16 protein-coding genes are annotated in these 18,607 nt (G+C 60.3%); 7 read left to right on the plus strand and 9 right to left on the minus strand.

All coding sequences use genetic code 11. The features are described 5' to 3' along the window. Positions 1 to 74: 74 nt before the first annotated feature. Positions 75 to 680 carry an FMN-dependent NADH-azoreductase gene (locus tag MKR05_RS11120; protein WP_048298082.1) on the minus strand — a complete coding sequence of 202 codons (606 nt, stop codon included), beginning with the start codon at positions 678 to 680 and terminating at the stop codon, positions 75 to 77. A 103-nt stretch (positions 681 to 783) separates the two neighbouring features. On the opposite strand from MKR05_RS11120, the gene MKR05_RS11125 reads away from it, so the two are divergent. Then, entirely contained in the window at positions 784 to 1,680 is an 897-nt protein-coding gene (locus MKR05_RS11125; protein WP_048298081.1) for a LysR family transcriptional regulator, read from the plus strand. 32 nt (positions 1,681 to 1,712) lie between these two features. On the opposite strand, the gene MKR05_RS11130 is transcribed toward MKR05_RS11125, so the two are convergent. Further along, a complete protein-coding gene (locus MKR05_RS11130; protein ID WP_023290740.1) occupies positions 1,713 to 3,500 on the minus strand; it encodes a sigma-54-dependent Fis family transcriptional regulator in 1,788 nt (595 codons plus the stop codon). Between the two features lie 263 nt (positions 3,501 to 3,763). On the opposite strand from MKR05_RS11130, the gene MKR05_RS11135 reads away from it, so the two are divergent. The 5 genes from MKR05_RS11135 (at position 3,764) to MKR05_RS11155 (ending at position 11,116) form a co-directional block, all read left to right on the plus strand. Then, positions 3,764 to 5,284 carry an aldehyde dehydrogenase family protein gene (locus MKR05_RS11135; protein ID WP_032453792.1) on the plus strand — a complete coding sequence of 507 codons (1,521 nt, stop codon included), beginning with the start codon at positions 3,764 to 3,766 and terminating at the stop codon, positions 5,282 to 5,284. A 699-nt stretch (positions 5,285 to 5,983) separates the two neighbouring features. Continuing rightward, positions 5,984 to 6,565 carry a fimbrial protein gene (locus MKR05_RS11140; protein WP_044524454.1) on the plus strand — a complete coding sequence of 194 codons (582 nt, stop codon included), beginning with the start codon at positions 5,984 to 5,986 and terminating at the stop codon, positions 6,563 to 6,565. Between the two features lie 194 nt (positions 6,566 to 6,759). After that, positions 6,760 to 7,422, plus strand: coding sequence for a molecular chaperone (locus MKR05_RS11145; protein ID WP_032418427.1), 663 nt, complete (start codon positions 6,760 to 6,762; stop codon positions 7,420 to 7,422). Positions 7,423 to 7,458: 36 nt separating this feature from the next. Next, positions 7,459 to 10,014 (plus strand): fimbria/pilus outer membrane usher protein, encoded by a 2,556-nt coding sequence (locus MKR05_RS11150; protein ID WP_238875126.1) that lies wholly within the window; start codon positions 7,459 to 7,461, stop codon positions 10,012 to 10,014. 7 nt (positions 10,015 to 10,021) lie between these two features. Continuing rightward, complete coding sequence (locus MKR05_RS11155) at positions 10,022 to 11,116, plus strand: fimbrial protein (RefSeq protein ID WP_237902473.1); 1,095 nt, start codon at positions 10,022 to 10,024, stop codon at positions 11,114 to 11,116. Here the strand turns inward: MKR05_RS11155 and MKR05_RS11160 are convergent. Beyond that, complete coding sequence (locus MKR05_RS11160) at positions 11,113 to 11,802, minus strand: molecular chaperone (RefSeq protein ID WP_044524452.1); 690 nt, start codon at positions 11,800 to 11,802, stop codon at positions 11,113 to 11,115. The two genes, MKR05_RS11155 and MKR05_RS11160, sit on opposite strands and share 4 nt — an antisense overlap. Before the next feature lie 36 nt (positions 11,803 to 11,838). Continuing rightward, positions 11,839 to 12,390 (minus strand): fimbrial protein, encoded by a 552-nt coding sequence (locus tag MKR05_RS11165; RefSeq protein WP_044524451.1) that lies wholly within the window; start codon positions 12,388 to 12,390, stop codon positions 11,839 to 11,841. Between the two features lie 492 nt (positions 12,391 to 12,882). Between MKR05_RS11165 and MKR05_RS11170 the strand changes: the two genes are divergently transcribed. Then, on the plus strand, positions 12,883 to 13,707 hold the full coding sequence (locus MKR05_RS11170) for a transporter substrate-binding domain-containing protein (RefSeq protein ID WP_369816809.1): 825 nt from the start codon (positions 12,883 to 12,885) through the stop codon (positions 13,705 to 13,707). 55 nt (positions 13,708 to 13,762) lie between these two features. On the opposite strand, the gene MKR05_RS11175 is transcribed toward MKR05_RS11170, so the two are convergent. From MKR05_RS11175 to MKR05_RS11195, 5 genes are all read right to left on the minus strand, one after another. After that, on the minus strand, positions 13,763 to 14,383 hold the full coding sequence (locus MKR05_RS11175) for a hypothetical protein (protein WP_023290731.1): 621 nt from the start codon (positions 14,381 to 14,383) through the stop codon (positions 13,763 to 13,765). A 156-nt stretch (positions 14,384 to 14,539) separates the two neighbouring features. Further along, complete coding sequence (locus MKR05_RS11180; RefSeq protein ID WP_064155063.1) at positions 14,540 to 15,334, minus strand: SDR family NAD(P)-dependent oxidoreductase; 795 nt, start codon at positions 15,332 to 15,334, stop codon at positions 14,540 to 14,542. A 60-nt stretch (positions 15,335 to 15,394) separates the two neighbouring features. Then, positions 15,395 to 16,327 carry a glyoxylate/hydroxypyruvate reductase A gene (locus tag MKR05_RS11185; protein WP_032453784.1) on the minus strand — a complete coding sequence of 311 codons (933 nt, stop codon included), beginning with the start codon at positions 16,325 to 16,327 and terminating at the stop codon, positions 15,395 to 15,397. A gap of 5 nt (positions 16,328 to 16,332) precedes the next feature. Continuing rightward, complete coding sequence (locus MKR05_RS11190) at positions 16,333 to 17,061, minus strand: class II aldolase/adducin family protein (protein WP_023290728.1); 729 nt, start codon at positions 17,059 to 17,061, stop codon at positions 16,333 to 16,335. Further along, positions 17,062 to 18,582 carry an amino acid ABC transporter permease/ATP-binding protein gene (locus tag MKR05_RS11195; RefSeq protein ID WP_182962508.1) on the minus strand — a complete coding sequence of 507 codons (1,521 nt, stop codon included), beginning with the start codon at positions 18,580 to 18,582 and terminating at the stop codon, positions 17,062 to 17,064. It lies immediately after the preceding gene. Between the last annotated feature and the right edge of the window lie 25 nt (positions 18,583 to 18,607).

Here is an 18,607-nt window from a genome sequence, read left to right on the forward strand (position 1 = left end):
ATTTTAGCTTTTTCTAAATTTAGATAACTCTAAAATAAAAAAGCCGCCAGCGCCAGCCCCTTTTTCCCCGCGACTCAGGCCGGAACGGCGAGATCGGCTATCTGCGCCCGGGCGCTGGCGATCCCGGCGTCGCGACCGTGCGGGCGGTTATCCAGCCCTTCGGCATAGATAAATTCCACCTCATGGATCCCCATCAGCCCCAGCACCGCGCGCAGATAGGGGGTGACGGCGTCGGTGGTTTCTCCCTGGTGAACACCGCCGCGGCTGCTGACGACCACCGCCCGGACGCCCTCGACCAGCCCCTGCGGCCAGCTGTCGGTGTAGCGAAAGGTTTCCCGCGCCCGCGCCACGAGGTCGAACCATTTCTTCAGATCGGTCGGGACGTTGAGGTTATACATCGGGGCGCCGATCACCAGCAGGTCGCTGGCTTTTAACTCGGCGATAAACTGGTCGGAGAGCGCTACCGCCGCGCGGATGGCCGGCCGCGGATCCGCCGCCCCGCGCAGGGCGGCAAACAGCGCGCCATCCAGCGTCGGCAGCGCCATAGCGCTGAGATCGTGTTCGCGGATCCGATCGTGGCGGCCCGCCGCCTGGCGCGCCGCGAGAAATTCGTTAATCAGCTGATTGGTCAGGGAAGTTTCGCCATTAATACTGGACTTTAATACCAGAACGTTAGCCATGATGAGTGCCTCAAGTGAAGGATAGAAGCAGAGACTAACACTGTCTTTTTTCTCTCTGGAGTGACATTATTTTCCTCTATTGTATCCCGTAAGGAACCAATCTGTGCGCGACGATCTGAACGCGATCCCCGTGTTTGTCACTGTGGTCGAGAGCGGTAACTTTGCCAGCGCGGCGACGATCCTCCACGTGACGCGATCGGCGGTGGGAAAAACCATTGCCCGGCTGGAAGCGCGTCTCGGCGTGGCGTTATTCCAGCGCACCACCCGCAGGCAACTGCTGACGGAAGAGGGAGAGCAATTTTATCACCAGTGTCGGGAGGCGCTGGGACGCATTCGCGAGGCCGAAGAAGCGCTGCAGCGCGGCAAAGGCGAGGTGCAGGGACGGCTGCGGATTTCGCTGCCGGTGCTGTTTGGCCAGCGCTGCGTGGCGCCGCTGCTGTTCCGTCTGAGCCAGCGCTATCCATTGCTGAAGCTCGAGCTCCACTACAGCGACCGGCAGGTCAATCTGCTGGAAGAGGGGTTTGATCTCGCGGTGCGTATCGGGAGCCTGGCCGATACCGGGTCGCTACGGGCGCGGGCGCTGGGGGAGCATGGCATGGTGCTGTGCGCGGCGGCGGAGTACCTGCGTCGCCAGCCGGCGCCGCAGACCATCGCCGGGCTGAGCGAGCACCGCACCCTCGGCTATCTGCATAACGGTCAGCTGCAAAAATGGCAACTTTACGACCCGCAGCAGGGCGAAGTGCGCTTCACCCCGGAGGCGTGGCTGGTGCAGGATGACTTTGCCGCCATCGCCGCGGCGGCGCAGCAGGGAATGGGCATCGCCTGGCTGCCGGACTGGCTGGTGGCGCAGGCGCTCGCCGACGGGACGCTGCAGCAGGTTCTGGCGCCCAGCGACCGTGTGCGTTTCGCCATCCACGCCGTGTGGCCGGAAGGGCCGTGGCTGCCGCAAAAAACGCGGGTGACGATCGATGCCCTGCGGGCGGGGCTGGGTCTGGCGTAGCGTCCGCGGCCGGCGCGCTTTAGGCCATCGCCTCAGCGGCGTGGCCGTCCGGCACGGGCGGCGCGGCGGTATAGCGTGCTGCGGGCGATGCCCAGCATCTGCGCCGCCCGGCTGACGTTGCCGTTGACCCTGGCGAGGGTATCGACAATCAACTGCTCGTCATGGGCCTGCAATCCCCCGCGCGGCAGCGGCGCAGGCGCAGCGCGGTATGCGTCCGGCAGCGCATCGGGCGTCAGCGTGTCGCCCTCATCGGCCAGAGCCAGCATCACCTTCAGGACGCTCTGCAGCTGGCGCACGTTTCCCGGCCACGGCAGCTGGCTGAGGTGGGTCAGCAGCGCGGTGGACAGCGTCACCCGGCGCGAAGCGCCGCCCAGGTCGCGCCACAGGGTGGCGATAAAGGTTTCCAGCGCCGGCCACTCGCGTAGCGGAGGCAGCGCCAGGGCGTACTCCCGCAGGCGCCACAGCAGATCTTCGCGGAATTCGCCGGCGCTGACCCGCTGGGTCAGGTTGCGGTGCGTGGCGCAGATCAGGGCGAAGTTCACCGGCACGCTGCGGCTGGCGCCGAGCGGGGCGACCTCTTTCTCCTGCAGTACTCGCAGAAGGCGGGTCTGCAGCGCCAGCGGCATATCGCCGATCTCATCAAGAAACAGCACCCCGCCCTCGGCCTCGCGGATTTTGCCGATATAGCCGTTTTTGCTGGCGCCGGTAAACGCCCCTGGCTGGTAGCCGAAAAGCTCGGACTCGATCAGCGATTCCGGGATGGCGGCGCAGTTAATGGCGACGAATTTACCGCTGCGCCAGCGGCTGTGCTGGTGCAGCGTGCGGCTGACATACTCTTTGCCGCTGCCGGTTTCCCCCTCAATACAGAGCGCGATGCCGGCGTTAAGCAGCCGGAGCAGCTTTTCGCCTTCCCGCGGGCTGGTGAAGGGGAGCTGCATGGCCGGCGGGGCGCTCACCGCCACCCGGCGGCGGGTGGGCTCGCGCAGGCGATAGTGATAGCGGCCCTGCGGGGTGGTCAGGGGCAGGGGAACGCTGACCGCCGTTTGCGTCAGCGTCGGAAAAAGCGACGCAAAGGTGAGCTGGCCAAACTGCGCCGCGCTCAGGCCGAACTCGCGCATCGCCAGCCGGTTGCCGGCGGTAAGGACGTTGTCGGAAAATACCAGCAGCAGTTCCTCCACGCTGTCGAGTTTGTCCACCTGCCGGTGGAGGCTCATCAGCCACTGCTCAGGATGCAGGCTCTGCTTCACCCACAGATACTCAATCTGCTTTGCCGCCGCTTTCACCCAGCCAAAGGTGTGCTGGTGGGGAAAATCCGCCGGGCCGGAGATATCCAGCACGCCGGCGATGCTTCCGTCCGGCCGCTGGAGCGGCATCGCCGCGCAGTACAAATTCTGGTTGCGGGTGAGAAAGTGCTGACGCCCATCGATTTCGCAGCCGTCGTCAATCGCCAGCGCGGTGCCGATGGCGTTGGTCCCGCGTCCGCTTTCGCTCCACAGATTGCCCGGCGCCAGCGCGACGCGCTGAGCCTTCTGCATCGCCTGGGTATCGCCGACGGTATGGAGCACCAGACCGCCGGGGTCGGAGAGGATCACCACCGACTGCAGGTCCGCCACCTGGCGCGACAGGGCTTCCACCACCGGCTGCGCCAGCTGCTGCAGGCTGCGGTGGCTGGCGAGCCGGTCCGCCAGCTCGCCGGCGTCGAGGCGGGGAAAATCCTCGGTGGCGGGATCCAGGCCGTAGCGCTGGCAGCGAGACCATGAATCGCTCAGCAGGGGATTGGCGTTAACCTCTGGGGCGAGAAGAAAGGGATTGCCTGGCACAGGGCACCTCTGGGTCGATGTTGCTGTGTTGCAATATTGTAGCTATTTGGTTTATTTGGTGTTGCGATTTGCAACACATAAGTGGAAACCCGTGCGACAGTGGCTGACCATCTGCCCAGTTAGTAAATGCAACCTGTTAATAAATAAACCTATTTAGAGAAAATGAAAAACTGGCATAACCCCTGCAAAGTGAGATGCGTTCGGCGGCAAGTTTAAAAAATCAATATGCCGCTGCGTCTCAACCCTACAGAAGGAGATTTGCGATGCGTTATGCACACCCTGGCCAGCCCGGCGCCCTGGTTTCATTGAAATCCGCTTACGGCAACTTTATTGACGGTAAATTTGTCGAGCCGCTGAGCGGTGAATTCTTTATGAATACCTCCCCGGTAGACGGCAGCAACATTGCGCAGTTTCCCCGGTCGGATGCCAGAGACATTGACTTCGCCCTCGACGCCGCCCACCGTGCGGCGCCGGCGTGGGGCAAAACCTCAGTGCAACAGCGCTCCAGGCTGCTGCTGCAGGTCGCCGACCGTATTGAACAGCATCTGGAATATCTGGCGGTGGCGGAGAGCTGGGACAACGGCAAACCGATCCGCGAAACGCTGAATGCCGACCTGCCGCTGGCGGTGGATCACTTTCGCTACTTCGCCGGCTGCCTGCGCGCCCAGGAGGGAAGCACTGCCGAAATTGACGAAACCACGGTGGCCTACCATTTCCATGAACCGCTGGGGGTGGTCGGTCAGATTATCCCGTGGAACTTCCCGCTGCTGATGGCCGCGTGGAAGCTGGCCCCGGCCCTGGCGGCGGGGAACTGCGTGGTGCTCAAGCCGGCGGAACAGACGCCGCTGAGTATTACCCTGCTGCTGGAGCTGATCGGCGATCTGTTCCCGGCGGGGGTGCTGAACGTGGTGCAGGGCTTCGGCAAAGAGGCGGGCGAGGCGCTGGCCACCAGCAAGCGTATCGCCAAGCTGGCGTTTACCGGCTCCACGCCGGTCGGGCGACATATTCTCGCCTGCGCGGCGGAGAATATTATCCCCTGCACCGTCGAGCTGGGGGGCAAATCGCCCAATATTTACTTCGCCGACGTGATGGAGGGTGAAGAGGAGTTTATTGAGAAGGCGGTGGAGGGGCTGGTGCTCGGTTTCTTCAACCAGGGTGAGGTCTGTACTTGCCCGTCGCGGGCGCTGATCCATGAATCCATCTATGAGCCCTTTATGGCGCGGGTCATGGAGAAGGTGGCGCAGATCCGTCGCGGCGATCCGTTAGATACCGACACCATGATCGGCGCCCAGGCTTCCCGCCAGCAGTTCGACAAGATCCTCTCTTATATTCAGATTGCCCGGGAAGAGGGCGGACAAATCCTCACCGGCGGCGAGCGGGCGGCGATCGCGCCGGCGCTGGATAATGGTTTTTATATTCAGCCCACGCTGATTAAAGGTCGCAACGATATGCGCTCCTTCCAGGAGGAGATCTTTGGGCCGGTGATCGGGGTGACCACCTTTAAGGACGAAGCGGAAGCGCTGGCTATCGCCAATGAGACCCAGTTTGGCCTCGGCGCCGGGGTGTGGACGCGCGATACCAACCTCGCCTATCGCATGGGGCGCGGTATTCAGGCCGGTCGCGTATGGACCAACTGTTATCATGTCTACCCGGCTCATGCGGCGTTCGGCGGCTACAAACAGTCCGGCGTCGGGCGGGAAACGCACAAGATGGCGCTGGATGCCTATCAGCAAACCAAAAACCTGCTGGTGAGCTACGGCACCGCGCCGCTGGGCCTGTTCTGAAGCCCATCTCATTACTGATTGATCCTCAGTCCGCAATCCGTTCGGGTTGCGGATTTTTTTTGCGTCAAAATAACCCGGTGAAAGGGAGCGGTTACGGTGGCGGATAACGGCAATACATTTGGGTTAATGAAGTAATGGCTTTCATTTGAAAACAAAAACACTTCCAGAACAAGAAATTACAGCGCGGGTCAGGAGCGCTTTGCCTTAATTTGTGTAGAAATGATGAAGATTAATACCAGGAAAATTCCTAATTTTTTCGTGGCAACGGGTTTGAGCACAATAAAACAAGACGCTTTTTTGAGCAATTACCTTTAAATTTGTTAATAAAATGGACGTGTTGTTGTTGAGAGGTATTTAATTTTCTTTTGTATAGATATGTAAATTAACATTGAAATGCCATTTCAAAAAATAACTTTATGCCGAGTATAGTCGTTAACCTGTATGTAACATTTCATCAGGTTGCCTTTTTTTACATCGGGTAATATATTTATTTCGCACATCAAAATAACTCTTTTTCTTCTGCTTGTTATTCATGGCCACCTTTCGGCGAAATAAAGCGGAGTCAAAGGACGTGTGCCGATTATCCTGCGGAAGGAACGCAATGAACATTTACAGGGAGGAACGGACGAGCCGTTTCGCGATAGCCATGGGGCTATTGCCGATGACGGGAAAATATATTCGTTAACGATGAGATAAATAATGAAAACGCAACTTCGTATTATGGCAATTCTCATGGGAGCGCTGGTTTCTGGCGCTGCAATTTCTGTTACTACGCCAACCATTAACGTTAACCCTGGCACCAAGGCGGGTACCCAGGGTACCGGCGGACAGGTTATCTTCAATGGATCAATCACCGACAGCTCCTGCAATATCGACAGCGCATCCACCAGCCAGACGGTGGATCTGGGCAAATGGGCCAGCACCTATTTTACCAGCACAGGTTTTGAAACCACCAAAACGCCTTTCCATATCAGTGTGAAAGATTGCCCCGCCAGCGTAAAAAATGTTGCAGTGCTGTTTGACGGCGCGCGCGATCAGTCGGATAACACGCTGTTGGCGACCACCGGCGGCGCCGCTGGCGTGGCGATCAAGCTGTATGAAGATGACAAGTCTACGGCGGTCAGCCTCGGCAAAGCGTCTCAAGCCAAAAATGTCGTTGCGGGCGCGACTGCCGGCACCGGCACTGCCGACCTCAAGTTTTTCGCCGACTATATCTCCACCGGTGCGGTGACGGCAGGCGATGCTAACGGTACGGCTAATTTCAATATGATTTATAACTAATCATATTGCGCGCTATTCAGAGTCAGTCCTCTGCGTCCTGATTAATTGCAGATAGCTAAAGTGATAATTGTCATAAAGTCACGGACTATATTCGTGACGGTATAGTTGTTTTTGCTAATTATCCCGACGGGTACTGGCTCTGATATTCCCTGCTTTATTTTACTGTTTGTTCAACCTTTACCTGATGGTAAGTCATGATGAAGAAAATAATTGCCGTTGCGGCCTTTCTGCTGTGCTCCACGGCAGCGCAGGCCGGTATTGTCATGGGTGGAACCCGTGTGATTTATCAGGAAGGGAAGCGTGAAGCCGCTATTTCAGTCACTAATGCCGATACCCATACGCCCTATCTGGTGCAGTCGTGGGTGGAAAATTACGCGGAAAACGATAAGGCCAAGGTGCCCTTTATTGTTACGCCGCCCTTATTCCGTCTCGATCCGGAGCAAAATAACGTCCTGCGCATTAACTTTATTGGCGCCTCGCTGCCCAGCGACCGTGAATCGGTCTACTGGCTGAACGTCAAAAGTATCGCCCCGACGCCCAAGGGCGAGGTGAACAAGCTGCAGGTCAATATTAAGTCGAAATTCAAAATCTTTTATCGCCCCAACGGCCTGGCGGGCGACCCGGCTAAAGCCTGGCAGCAGCTGAAGTTTAGCCAGTCCGGCGGCCATCTGACGGTGGCAAACCCCACTCCCTATTTTGTCTCTTTTTACGCCGTCGAAGTGGGCGGGAAGGCAATCGACGAGCCTGGCATGGTGGCCCCCTTTGGCGAGAAAACGTGGCCGGTGAGCGGGCACGGCACCGTCAAATGGCGGGCGATTAACGACTACGGCGGCGTCAGCGATTACGCCCAGCAGTAATTCCCCTTTGTGATGAGCTTACCGGACGGCGCCAGCATGAAAAGAATAACAACAGCCAGGGTGCGGGAGTATGCCGCGTTGCCCGTCACCGCCGGACGGGCGCTGGCGCTGGCGACGCTGCCGACGATGATGTGCTGTCTCAGCCCGCTGAGCCGGGCGCTGGCCGACGACTATTTTGATCCGGCGGCGCTGGAGTTTGCCGACCCGCAGCAGCAAACCTCCGATCTGCACTACTTCGCCAAACCCGGCGGGCAGCAGCCGGGGACTTACCCTGTCACCGTGGTGGTTAACGACCAGGAGCTGGGCCAGGCCAATATCACCTTTGTTGACGATGGCGGGCAGCTGCAGCCGGTGCTGACGCCCGGGCAGCTGGCGGATTATGGGGTCAACGTCAGCGCGTTTCCGACTTTTCAAACGCTGCATGAAGGTGAGACCTTCACCCGGATCGAGAAGTTTATTCCCGACGCCAGCAGCCGCTTCACCTTCGCTAACCAGCGCCTGACGCTGAGCATTCCCCAGGCGGCGATGAACGTGCAAAGCCGCGGCTATGTCGATCCCTCGCGCTGGGACGATGGCGTGCCGGCCGCGTTTGTCGATTACTATTTTTCCGGCGCGCAGATAAAGAATGCCGATGAAGGGGAGAGCAGCCGCTCAAACTATCTCAATTTACGCAGCGGCGTGAACCTGGGCGCCTGGCGGCTGCGCAATATCTCCTCAATGCAGTACGACCAGCAGCGCCGGCACTGGGATTCACAGAGCACCTGGCTGCAGCGCGACGTCCGCTCGCTGAAGAGTCTGCTGCGGATCGGCGATACTTACACCACCGGCGATGTGTTTGACAGCATCCCGTTTCGCGGCGTCCAGCTGATGTCTGACGATGAGATGCTCCCGGACAGCCAGCGCGGCTTTGCCCCTACCATCCGCGGCGTGGCGCACAGCAATGCCAAAGTGACCGTCTCCCAGCACGGGTATGTGATCTACGAAACCTTCGTGTCGCCGGGGGCGTTCGCCATCAGCGATCTTTATCCCACCTCGCAGAGCGGCGATCTGGAGGTGAAGGTGACCGAGAGCAATGGTTCGGTGCGCACCTTTACCCAGCCCTATTCCGCCGTGCCGTATATGCTGCGCGAAGGGCGCGGCAAATTCAGCCTCAGCGCCGGTCGCTACCACTCCGGGGCGGATTCGGTGCGCTCGCCGGAATTCCTGCAGGGCACCCTGTTCTATGGTCTGTCGGCGGGATTTACCCTCTACGGCGGCACGCAGCTGGCCCAGGACTATCAGTCGTGGGCGCTGGGCCTGGGCCGCGGCTTTGGCGAGTTCGGTTCGCTGGGAGGCGACGTTACCCAGGCCGTCACCCGTACGCCGTCGGGCAAGCGCTATGCGGGCCATTCGCTGCGCGCTCAGTATCAGAAAGATTTCGTCAGCTCGGGCACCACGTTCAGCCTCGCCAGCTATCGCTACTCCTCCAGCGGCTATTACGATTTTGCCGAAGCCAGCGCCCTCGAAAGCGCGCAGGGGCAGGTGGACAACCGGCGCCGCCGGGAGGAAGTGTCGGTGTCACAAAGCCTCGCCGGTCTGGGCAGTCTGGCGGTTTCCGCCTGGTCGCAGGAATACTGGCACCGGCAGAGTCGGGATGAGACGGTGCATCTCGGGTTCTACAGCGCCTGGAAAGGGATCTCCTGGGGCGTGGGCTATTACTACACCCGCGCCAGCGGCCAGCAAAAAAATGACCGCTCCTGGTCTTTCAATATCAATATTCCGCTGGGCGGTCCGCTGTCCGACAGCGCGGTGAGCTACAACACCACCTCGGACAGCAATGGCTATACCTCGCAGCAGGTGTCGCTGTATGGCGCGGTGCCGACGCGGCCGAATCTGTTCTACTCGGTTCAGCAGGGCTACGGCAACCAGGGGCGGGGCACTAACAGCAGCGTCGCCCTGGACTACCACGGCGGCTTCGGCAACGCGCAGCTCGGCTATCGCCATGACGCCGCCAGTAATCAGCTGACCTGGGGAGGCGCCGGCTCGGTGGTCGCGCATCCGCACGGCGTGACCTTCGGTCAGACGGTGGGCGAGAGCTTCGCCATCGTCCGCGCGCCGGGGGCTGCCGGCGTGGCGGTGCAAAACGGCAACAATGTGCACACCGACTGGCGCGGCTATGCCGTGGTGCCGTCTCTGACCACCTACCGGAAAAATGTCATTACCCTCGACACGGAGTCGATGGCGGATGATACCGACGTCGACCAGCAGGGTCAGACGGTGATCCCCGGCGGCGGCGCGGTGGTGATGGCCAACTACCGGACCCGCATAGGCAACCGGGTGCTATTTACCCTGCGCAACGCGCAGGGGCCGTTACCCTTTGGCGCCAGCGCACGGTTGGTCGGGACGGAGGAGAGCGGCAATGCGCCGGGCGGCATGGTAGCCGACGGCGGTCAGGTGTACCTCAGCGGCGTGCCGCAGGAGGGAACCCTGGCGGTGAGCTGGGTCGTCAATAACCAGTCGCAGAGTTGCACGATGCATTTTCATCTTGCGGATAACCCACAGCAGAGTCTGAATACGGTGAAAACCGTCTCCGGGCTGTGCCAGTCACGCTGAGGCGGCTATGAAATCTGTTTTTCGTCTACTTCCTTTTCTCTTTTTGCTGGCGCTGAGCGGCTATCTTCCCGGCGCGCGGGCTGAAAACTGCCGCGCGAATATCGGCCAGACCACCGTCAATATTCCCAATATCAAGTATTTGCCCACGCTGCCGGTCAATACCCAGATGACCAGCGCGATGGCGGATAACGGCAGCGGGATCCCCTTTTCCTGCGACCTGCAGCTGCCGACGGCGAGCGCCAAACGCATTGTCTACAAACAGCTGAAAACCGGCGGCTCGCCGGTGGTGATTAACGGACAGCACGTCTACCCCAGCGCCATCGACGGCATCGGCTACTCGCTTAGCTTCCAGTGCGCCGGCGGCCCGATGCGCGCTATCGACGGCAGCCACTCCGCTGGCGGCGAGTCGGTGGTGGTCTGCGACAGCACGATGCTCCCGGCGCTCATGACGCAGCAGCAGACGACGGTCAGGATCGCGGTAACCTTCTATAAGACCGGTACGGTACAGCTGGCGGACGGGACGCATACCAACTCGTCGCCGCTGCCGCAGGTGGGGGAGGTGACCATTGAACAGCAGGCCAACGGAAACGCCGGCTTTGTCGCCAGCGCGCCGGTCAGCATTGATATCGCCGCCCTGAACGTGGACATTGGCAGCAGCGGCAGCTGCCAGGTGGCGACCTCAACGATCCAGGTCAGTCTGGGCACGGTAAACCGGGCGGAGTTTCACGGTAAAGGGAGCACCGGCGGCCAGGCGAAGCGCTTTTCGATCCCGGTGTTCTGTCCGACGCCGACCGATGTGCGCATCGGCTTTTTCGGCGTCAGCGTGGAGAGTGATACCCTGGCGCTAAGCAAGGCCAGCAACAGCGCCAGCGGCGTCGGCGTGAAGCTGACCTACGGCAATAACCCCGGCGCGGCAGTGTCCGATGGCACCAGCGTTAAAATCAATGAGGCCAGCAACTTGCCGATCCTGAAAAGGGTAACCGGCAGTAACGCCGGCACGGCTGAGGCCATCAATTTTAACGCCCAGTATGTGCAAACTGACGCCACGGTGACGGCGGGCACAGCCGACAGCATGGTGACCTTCGCCCTCGAGTATAACTAGCGTGGGGCCGGAGCATAGGCCGCCTGAAGGGGGATCGCCACCACCGCGCCGTCATCGTCGATATAGTTCAGCTTGTACAGGCGAGCGCTGTCGGTCGTTGACACGGTATAGCTGCTGTACGGCCGGAGCATCACGTTTCTCATCGGCGAAATGTGGCCTTTATTATCGATCAGCGCCCCGTTGACCAGGGTGATATGCAGTGGGCCTGAGTTAGTTAAGCGCAGGTTATTGCCGCTCTGCTGCCACTGCAGCTTTCGCACCTCTCTGGCGAGGGTGGTGGCGATGGCGGGAGGACGATAAAAGAGCTTCAGGCGGGTGCGGACGATAAACTGCAGCGTATGGTTACCGTCTGACGGCGGCGGATTCTCCTGAATATTGACCCAGTACAGGCTTTCCCGATCGGCGGGGAGCCCGCCGCCGAGATAGATAAAGCGCAGCTGGGCGGTTTGCTGGGGGGATAAATAGACCAGCGGCGGGGTCGCCACCATCGGCAGGCCGACGCGCGACCTGTTGAGCCCGGCGTCCAGCCAGATCTGCACTTTATAAGGTGTGCGGCTGCGGTTATGAATGTTCAGGGTGGCGGCTTTGTCTTTTCCTGAGTAGACCACCCGCGTGGCATCGATGGTGATCCCGGCGCAGGCCTGAAAGGTCATGGCGCTAAACAGCACAGCCAGCTGTATTTTCATCTTCGCTCCCTTTACGTCTCATCCCTGACCGGGAAGCTATTCCTGCATAATGGTAAACCGGGCCGTTGCGTTGCCGTCACCGGGGAGTACGTGGGCTTTATCCCAGGTGTAATAGAAGGCTTTCAGACTGAAGGTGCCGGAGCCGCCGTCCACCGGGATCTCAATGCGGGGATCGTGCTGTGGATCGAGGTGTGCATCGAGGCCGAGCGGCGTCCCCGTACGGTCGGTGAGCAGAATACCCACGCTGCCGGCCGGCTTACCGCTATCGTTGAGGGCCAGCACATGATTTTCAGGCGTGGCGGTGGGAGAGGGGCCATCCACCACAATGTAGTAGGTGCCTTTCTCGCAATCTTTGACGCGAATATCGACGCCGACCGCTGGCCCGGTACCCGACTGGCTGTTTTTCAGTCTCGACAGCGGAATATCGCCCATGCTGATGTCGATGACCCCGTTATTGCCCGCCCCTTCGAGTTTGCAGGCGCCGTTCACGACCCTGCCGATGAAATTTAGCGTGCCGTCTGCCGCGTAAACCGGGCCGGCGGCCAGTCCGACGAAGAGCATCGCCAGACCCAGGGTGGTTATTTTCATGTTCATTCCTCCTGTCGTGCCGGTAAACCTGGCGCCAGTGTCATTATTTTGCGGGTCAGATACGGCACAAAATGACTTTAATCGGGCATGTTTTTTATTAATTCATTTATTTGGCAAATATATTGTCGCCTGGAATTAATATATGGTTGTTATTTATTACCTGCGTTTTCCGGGATAGTACTGTGGAGGAATGCTGGAGTAAATAAGACGGTAGTTGTCGATGTCTGAACGCGAAATATCGTGTATTTAAATAAATTATTCATTAATTCAATTGGTTACTTCGCTCTTGCTGCTGTTTTTTGTGCTTAATTCGGCACGGCGTCAGTCTGGAAAATACGATCGCTGGCGTAAAGCTACGCCCGGCGGATGAGAAATCATTCACCGGGCGATAGCCCTGTTTCGTTTTCAGATTTGCGATCGGCAACCCGATCGTCGGGTTGTATGTCCCGATGTTTAAAAATAGGATGAATTCCCTGTTACGCGCTGCGGATGATGTTGACTGAGAAGCGGCCGGCCACCCCGGCGCGAAAACCCGATAACAAAAAGGATGGCGAGATGAAACTGACGGTGGGGCTGGCGCTGACGCTGGCGATAATGACCTGTGGCGCCCAGGCGCGCGATATGCAAACCATCGAGCGCAGCGGTGAACTGAAGGTCGGCGTGCCGGGCGACTACGCCCCGCTAGCGTTTCGCAATGCCGCCGGCGAGCTGCAGGGCTATGACGTGGACATGGCCCGCGATCTCGGGCGCACGCTGGGGCTGAAGGTGAGCTTCGTCTACACCAGCTGGCCGGCGCTCGCCGCCGATCTGCAGGCGGACAAGTTTGATATTGCGATGGGCGGCGTGACGCAGACCCCGGCGCGGGCGAAGGAGTTCGCCCTCAGCCACCCGGTGGTGGCGAACGGTAAAATCGCCTTAGCCAACTGTCAGGCCGCCCCCCGGCTTGGATCGCTGGCGAAGATAGACCGTCCGGAGGTGAAGGTGGTCGTCAACCCTGGCGGCACCAACCAGAGCTTTGTCGATGAGCATATTAAGCAGGCGCAGATCATTCGCGTGAAGAACAACGTCGATAACCTGGAGGCGCTGCGGCAGAAAACGGCCGATATGATGGTGACCGATCTGATCGAAGGCGACTATTACCAGAGCAAAGAGCCCGGCGTGTTCTGCGTCGCCAACGAGACGCCGTTCGCCGGCACCGCCAGCGACAAGGTGTATATGATGAGTAAAGATAATCCGGCGCTGCTGGAGAAAGTGAACCAGTGGCTGGATAGCCAGGATAAAGAGGTTCTCAAACGGAAGTGGAAAATTCGCGGTTAAGCGCTGAGGCGCCCCACCGCCGACGGGCGCGTCCGGCGGTGGTTGTCGGCCGCGGTCAGCGCTGCGGCGACAGCGTCTGTCGCGCCAGGTCGCGGAAGTAGCAGGCGTAGCCGAGGGTGGCGGTCAGGCACAGCATATAGCCAAACGACTCGCTGCCTTCCTCCACCGTATTTTTCACCACCCGAGCGTAGTTCTCATCCAGCACGGCGTACCACAGGCCGTGCATACCGAACAGCCGCGAGAAGACCAGAATCGCCAGCAGGCCGCTGATCATCATCCCGTAATACGGGGTGCGGGTATAATCCGCCAGCTGCGACAGGGTCTGGCGCAAATGGCGCAGCGGCATCAGCAGGGACCCTGCGGTAGCCAGCAGGGCAAACCACACCCAGCTGCCATGGGAGAGTAAATCAAACAGGCCATCCAGTTCGCGGATCAGCATGGCGAGGAAGAAGCCGCCGATGAGGATATTGCTATAGCGCAGGTGGGCATATTTGCGCGCCAGCAGAAGATGAACCAGCACGATGACGGCCAGCACGCTCTCCTGAACCACTTCGGTGAGCGACACCTCCGGGATGTCGTTGCCAAATACCCGAATATCCACCCACAGGCAGAGTACCGCGATGGCGGCCGCGACCGCCGCGCCGAGAAAGAAAAGCAAGCTTCGTAACAGAGACATTAACACCACAACTTATATTTAAAACAAATATCATAAGTTTTGGGAATACATGTTCCTGTTCACTTTGTGCGACTTTGCGGCGGTTTTTTAACGTTTTGCGCTTTTTAGCGCCGGGAAAGACGACAGGGGAGGGGGACTCCCCTGAATGAGAGGACGTCAGAGAATATCATCCACCACGCCGCCGTCAACGCGCAGCGCGGCGCCGGAGGTGGCCGACGCCTGCGGCGAGCAGACGTATACCACCATATTGGCGACCTCTTCCACCGAGGCCGCCCGCTGGATCACCGAACTCGGACGATGGGTCATGACAAACGCTTTCGCCAGTTCCTCCAGCGACTGGCCGGTTTTCGCCACTTCGTCTTTCAGCATTTCGGCAAAGCCGTCGGAAATCGTCGGCCCCGGCAGAACGCTGTTAACGGTCACTCCGCTGCCGGCGACATATTTCGCCAGGCCGCGGGCCAGCGACAGCTGGGCGGTCTTGGTGACGCCATAGTGGATCATATCCGCCGGGATATTGCGCGCCGATTCCGAGGAGATAAACACCACCCGCCCCCAGCCTTTACTGACCATCGCCGGCAGCAGCCTCCGCGACAGGCGCACGCCGGACATGACGTTGGTCTGCCAGTAGTTTTCCCAGGTCGCGTCATCGGTGGCGTAAAAATCCTGCGGGCCGTAGATCCCGGCGTTATTGACCAGAATATCGACGCCGGTCACGGCCTGCAGCAGCTGTGCCGCGCCGTCGGCGCCGCTGAGGTCGGCGACGGCGGGGCGCGCTTTCGCCCCCGGCACCTCATTTTGCAAGCGGGCGATCGCGGCGTTCACACTCTGCTCGCTGCGCCCGTTAAGGATGATCTCTGCGCCGCTCTCCGCCAGGCCTTTGGCGATAGCAAAGCCAATACCCGCCGTGGAGGCGGTGACCAGCGCGACTTTCCCCGATAAATCAATCTTCATGTTCCTGCCTTCTGGTTGTGGATCTCCCATTAAGCGTAGCAGCGGCGGTATCGGTGAGGATCAGTAACCGGCGTGCTTATTGACCAGGTTTTTGAGCGGCAGCCCGCGACGCTGGCGCTGAATGTTCTCCAGCAGCTGGCGGGCGATCACCTCGGCGGGGGCCGCAGAGGCCATATGCGGGGTGATCACCACCTGCGGATGGCGCCATAGCGGATCGTCCGCCGGCAATGGCTCCTGCGGGAAGACGTCGAGCACCGCTCCGGCGAGCTGGCCGCTCTCCAGCGCCGCCAGCACATCCTCATTGACCATATGTTCTCCACGCCCGCAGTTGATTAACACCGCCCCGGCGGGAAGCCGGCTGAAGAGCGGCGCGGCGAGAATACCCCGGGTCTGCGCGGTGAGCGGCAGGAGGTTAATCAGCCCGTCAAGCGACCCGAGGAAGCTGTCGAGCGCCTCCTCGCCGCGGTAGCAGGTGACGCCAGCCAGCTGCTTCTCACTGCGCGACCAGCCGGAGACCCGATAGCCAAGGCGGGCCAGCTGGTCGGCGATATAGCCGCCAATTTCGCCGAGTCCCATAATGCCGATATGGAAGTCGGCGGCGGCGCGCTGGGGATAGAGCTTCCAGGTTTGGGTCCGCTGGTGGGCCAGCGCCCGGTCAAAATAACGCTGGAACCACAGCACGCCCCACAGGGCATATTCGAACATGCCGTGACGAAAGTCCTCATCGATCACCCGGCACAGCGGGATATCGCTGGCGAACAGCGCGGGCGGCAGATGATCGACCCCGGCGGACGCGGCCTGGATCAGCTTCAGCCCCGGCGAGCGGGTCAACAGCTGCGGGTTCGGGAACCAGCAGCTGGCGTACTGTGCGTCGCGCGCCGCCTGGTGATGGGGCAGGAGCGCGGTGACGTCGGGAAACTGCTGCAGGGCGGCGCAGATATCGCGGGCGAAATCCGCGTCGTTACAATCCACCACGATAGTGATATCGGACATAGGCGTTAGTCTTTGTAAGAAGTATCGAGACGGTCAAGACGGCGCAACCACGCCTGCCAGACCTGTTGACGTTCATGCTCCACGCCCATCAGCTGCTCGCAGGCGTGCTGGCTGAGGTGCGGGGCGATGGTGTGGATCGGGCTGAGGGCCGCCAGCTGGCCGGCGGCCATCTGGATCTCGCAGGCACGATTGAGGTAGAACATGATGTAAAAGGCGTCAGCCACGGTACGGCCCACCGACAGCAGGCCGTGGCTCTGCAGGATCATGGCGATGTTATTCCCCAGCGAGCGCTGAATGCGCGCCCGTTCGTCGAGGTCAAAGGCCACCCCTTCATAGGGGTGGTAGCCGACGCGCTGGTAAAACTCGGTGCTGATCTGGTTGAGCTGCAGCAGGCCGTCCTCGCAGGCGGCCACCGCCATCCCCGGCAGGGTATGGGTGTGGATCACGCAGTGGGCGTCTTCCCGGGCCATATGCACCGCGCTGTGGATGGTGAAGCCCGCCGAGTTAGCCGGCGCCTCGCCCTCTACGACCTTGCCCTGCATATCCACCACGATCAGATTGCTGGCGGTGACCTCATCAAACATCATGCCGAAGGGATTAATTAAAAAGCGCGGCTCGCCGTCGCCGGGCAGGCGCACGGAGAAGTGGGTGTAGAGGGTATCCTCCCAGCCGAACAGCGCCGCCAGACGGTAGGCGGCGGCCAGCTGCTGGCGCAGGTGTTGCTCAGTTGCCATTTAGTGCACTCCCATAAATTCACGGATTCGTTGCAGAGAAGGGGCCTCCAGCGGGCTGCGGATCACCTGCGGGGCGATGTCGGCCTGCACCACGCCGTTCTCCATCAGCACCACGCGGTCGGAAATCGACAGGGCGAAGTCCATCTCGTGGGTAACAATCAGCATGGTCATACCTTCGCGGGCCAGCGACTGAATAACCTTCAGCACCTCGCCCACCAGCTCGGGATCCAGCGCCGAGGTCGGTTCGTCAAACAGCATGATGTCCGGCTTCAGCGCCAGCGCCCGGGCGATCGCCACGCGCTGCTGCTGGCCGCCGGAGAGCTGTCCGGGGTACTTGTGGGCATGGGCCAGCAGACCGACGCGGTCGAGCAGCGCCAGGGCCTGCTCGCGGGCGACCGGCTGATCCAGCAGCTGGTGGTAGCGCGGGGCCAGCATCACGTTGTCGAGCACCGTGCGGTGGGGGAACAGGTTGAAGCTCTGGAAGACCATGCCGATGCGCCGCACCCCGGCGCGCATCTGGCGCTTATCGACGATGGCTCCGCCTTTCAGATAGTCCTCGCCGTAGAGAATGATCTCCCCGTCATCAATGCTTTCGAGGGCGTTGATGGTGCGGATCAGGGTTGTTTTGCCGGAGCCGGACGGGCCGATGATGCTGATCACCTCCCCGTTATCTACCTGCAGGTCGATGCCTTTCAGCACCTCATGCTGGCCCCAGGATTTGCGGATGCCCCGCAGATCCAGCGCCGGCGGCGCGCCGTTGACGGCCGGGGTGTTGATCGCTTCCGTCAGCGCCGGCAGGCTCTGGCGCAGCGCCTGGCATTCCGCCTCGCTGAGCGTTTGCGGACGCTTGCGCTGAATATCGAGGCTATTCTCCAGCGCCCGGAACAGCCAGGTGAAGACGGTAACCACCATGACGTAGTACACCGCCACCGCCAGCAGCGTCTCCATCACGAGGAAATTTTGCGCATACAAGCGCTGGCCGGTGAGCAGCAACTCGGGTAAGGAGACCACCGATAAAATCGAGCTCAGCTTAATGATGGTGATGTATTCATTGATCAGCGTCGGCAACGAGATGCGAAACGCCTGAGGAATTACAATCAGCCGCTGGATGCCGATAAAGCTGAAGCTCAGCGCATGGCCCGCCTCGCTTTGCCCTTTGGCCACCGACAACAGCCCGCCGCGGTGGATCTCCGCCATATAGGCCGCTTCGGTGACGGTCATCGACACCAGCCCGGCGATAAAGGGCACCCCGAGCAGCGGCTGGGTCAGCGGAAACAGCTGCGGCAGGTTGTAGACAAACACCAGCAGCACCATCAGCGGCACGCTGCGGAAAAACCAGATATAGAGTTCGACGGGGATCTTGATCCAGCGCGGCGCCGAGAGCTTCGCGCAGGCTAGCAGAAAACCGACCACCAGGCCGATCCCCCAGGACAAGGTGCTGATTACGATAACCGTCACGCACGCCTGCCAGAATGCCCCAATGCTAAATAATGAAAAAAAGTATCCCCAATCGAACGCCATACTGACTCCTGTTGCGCAGTGCTTA

The organism is Klebsiella sp. K5-204, from assembly GCF_030128585.1.
GTDB classification, from domain to species: domain Bacteria; phylum Pseudomonadota; class Gammaproteobacteria; order Enterobacterales; family Enterobacteriaceae; genus Klebsiella; species Klebsiella quasipneumoniae.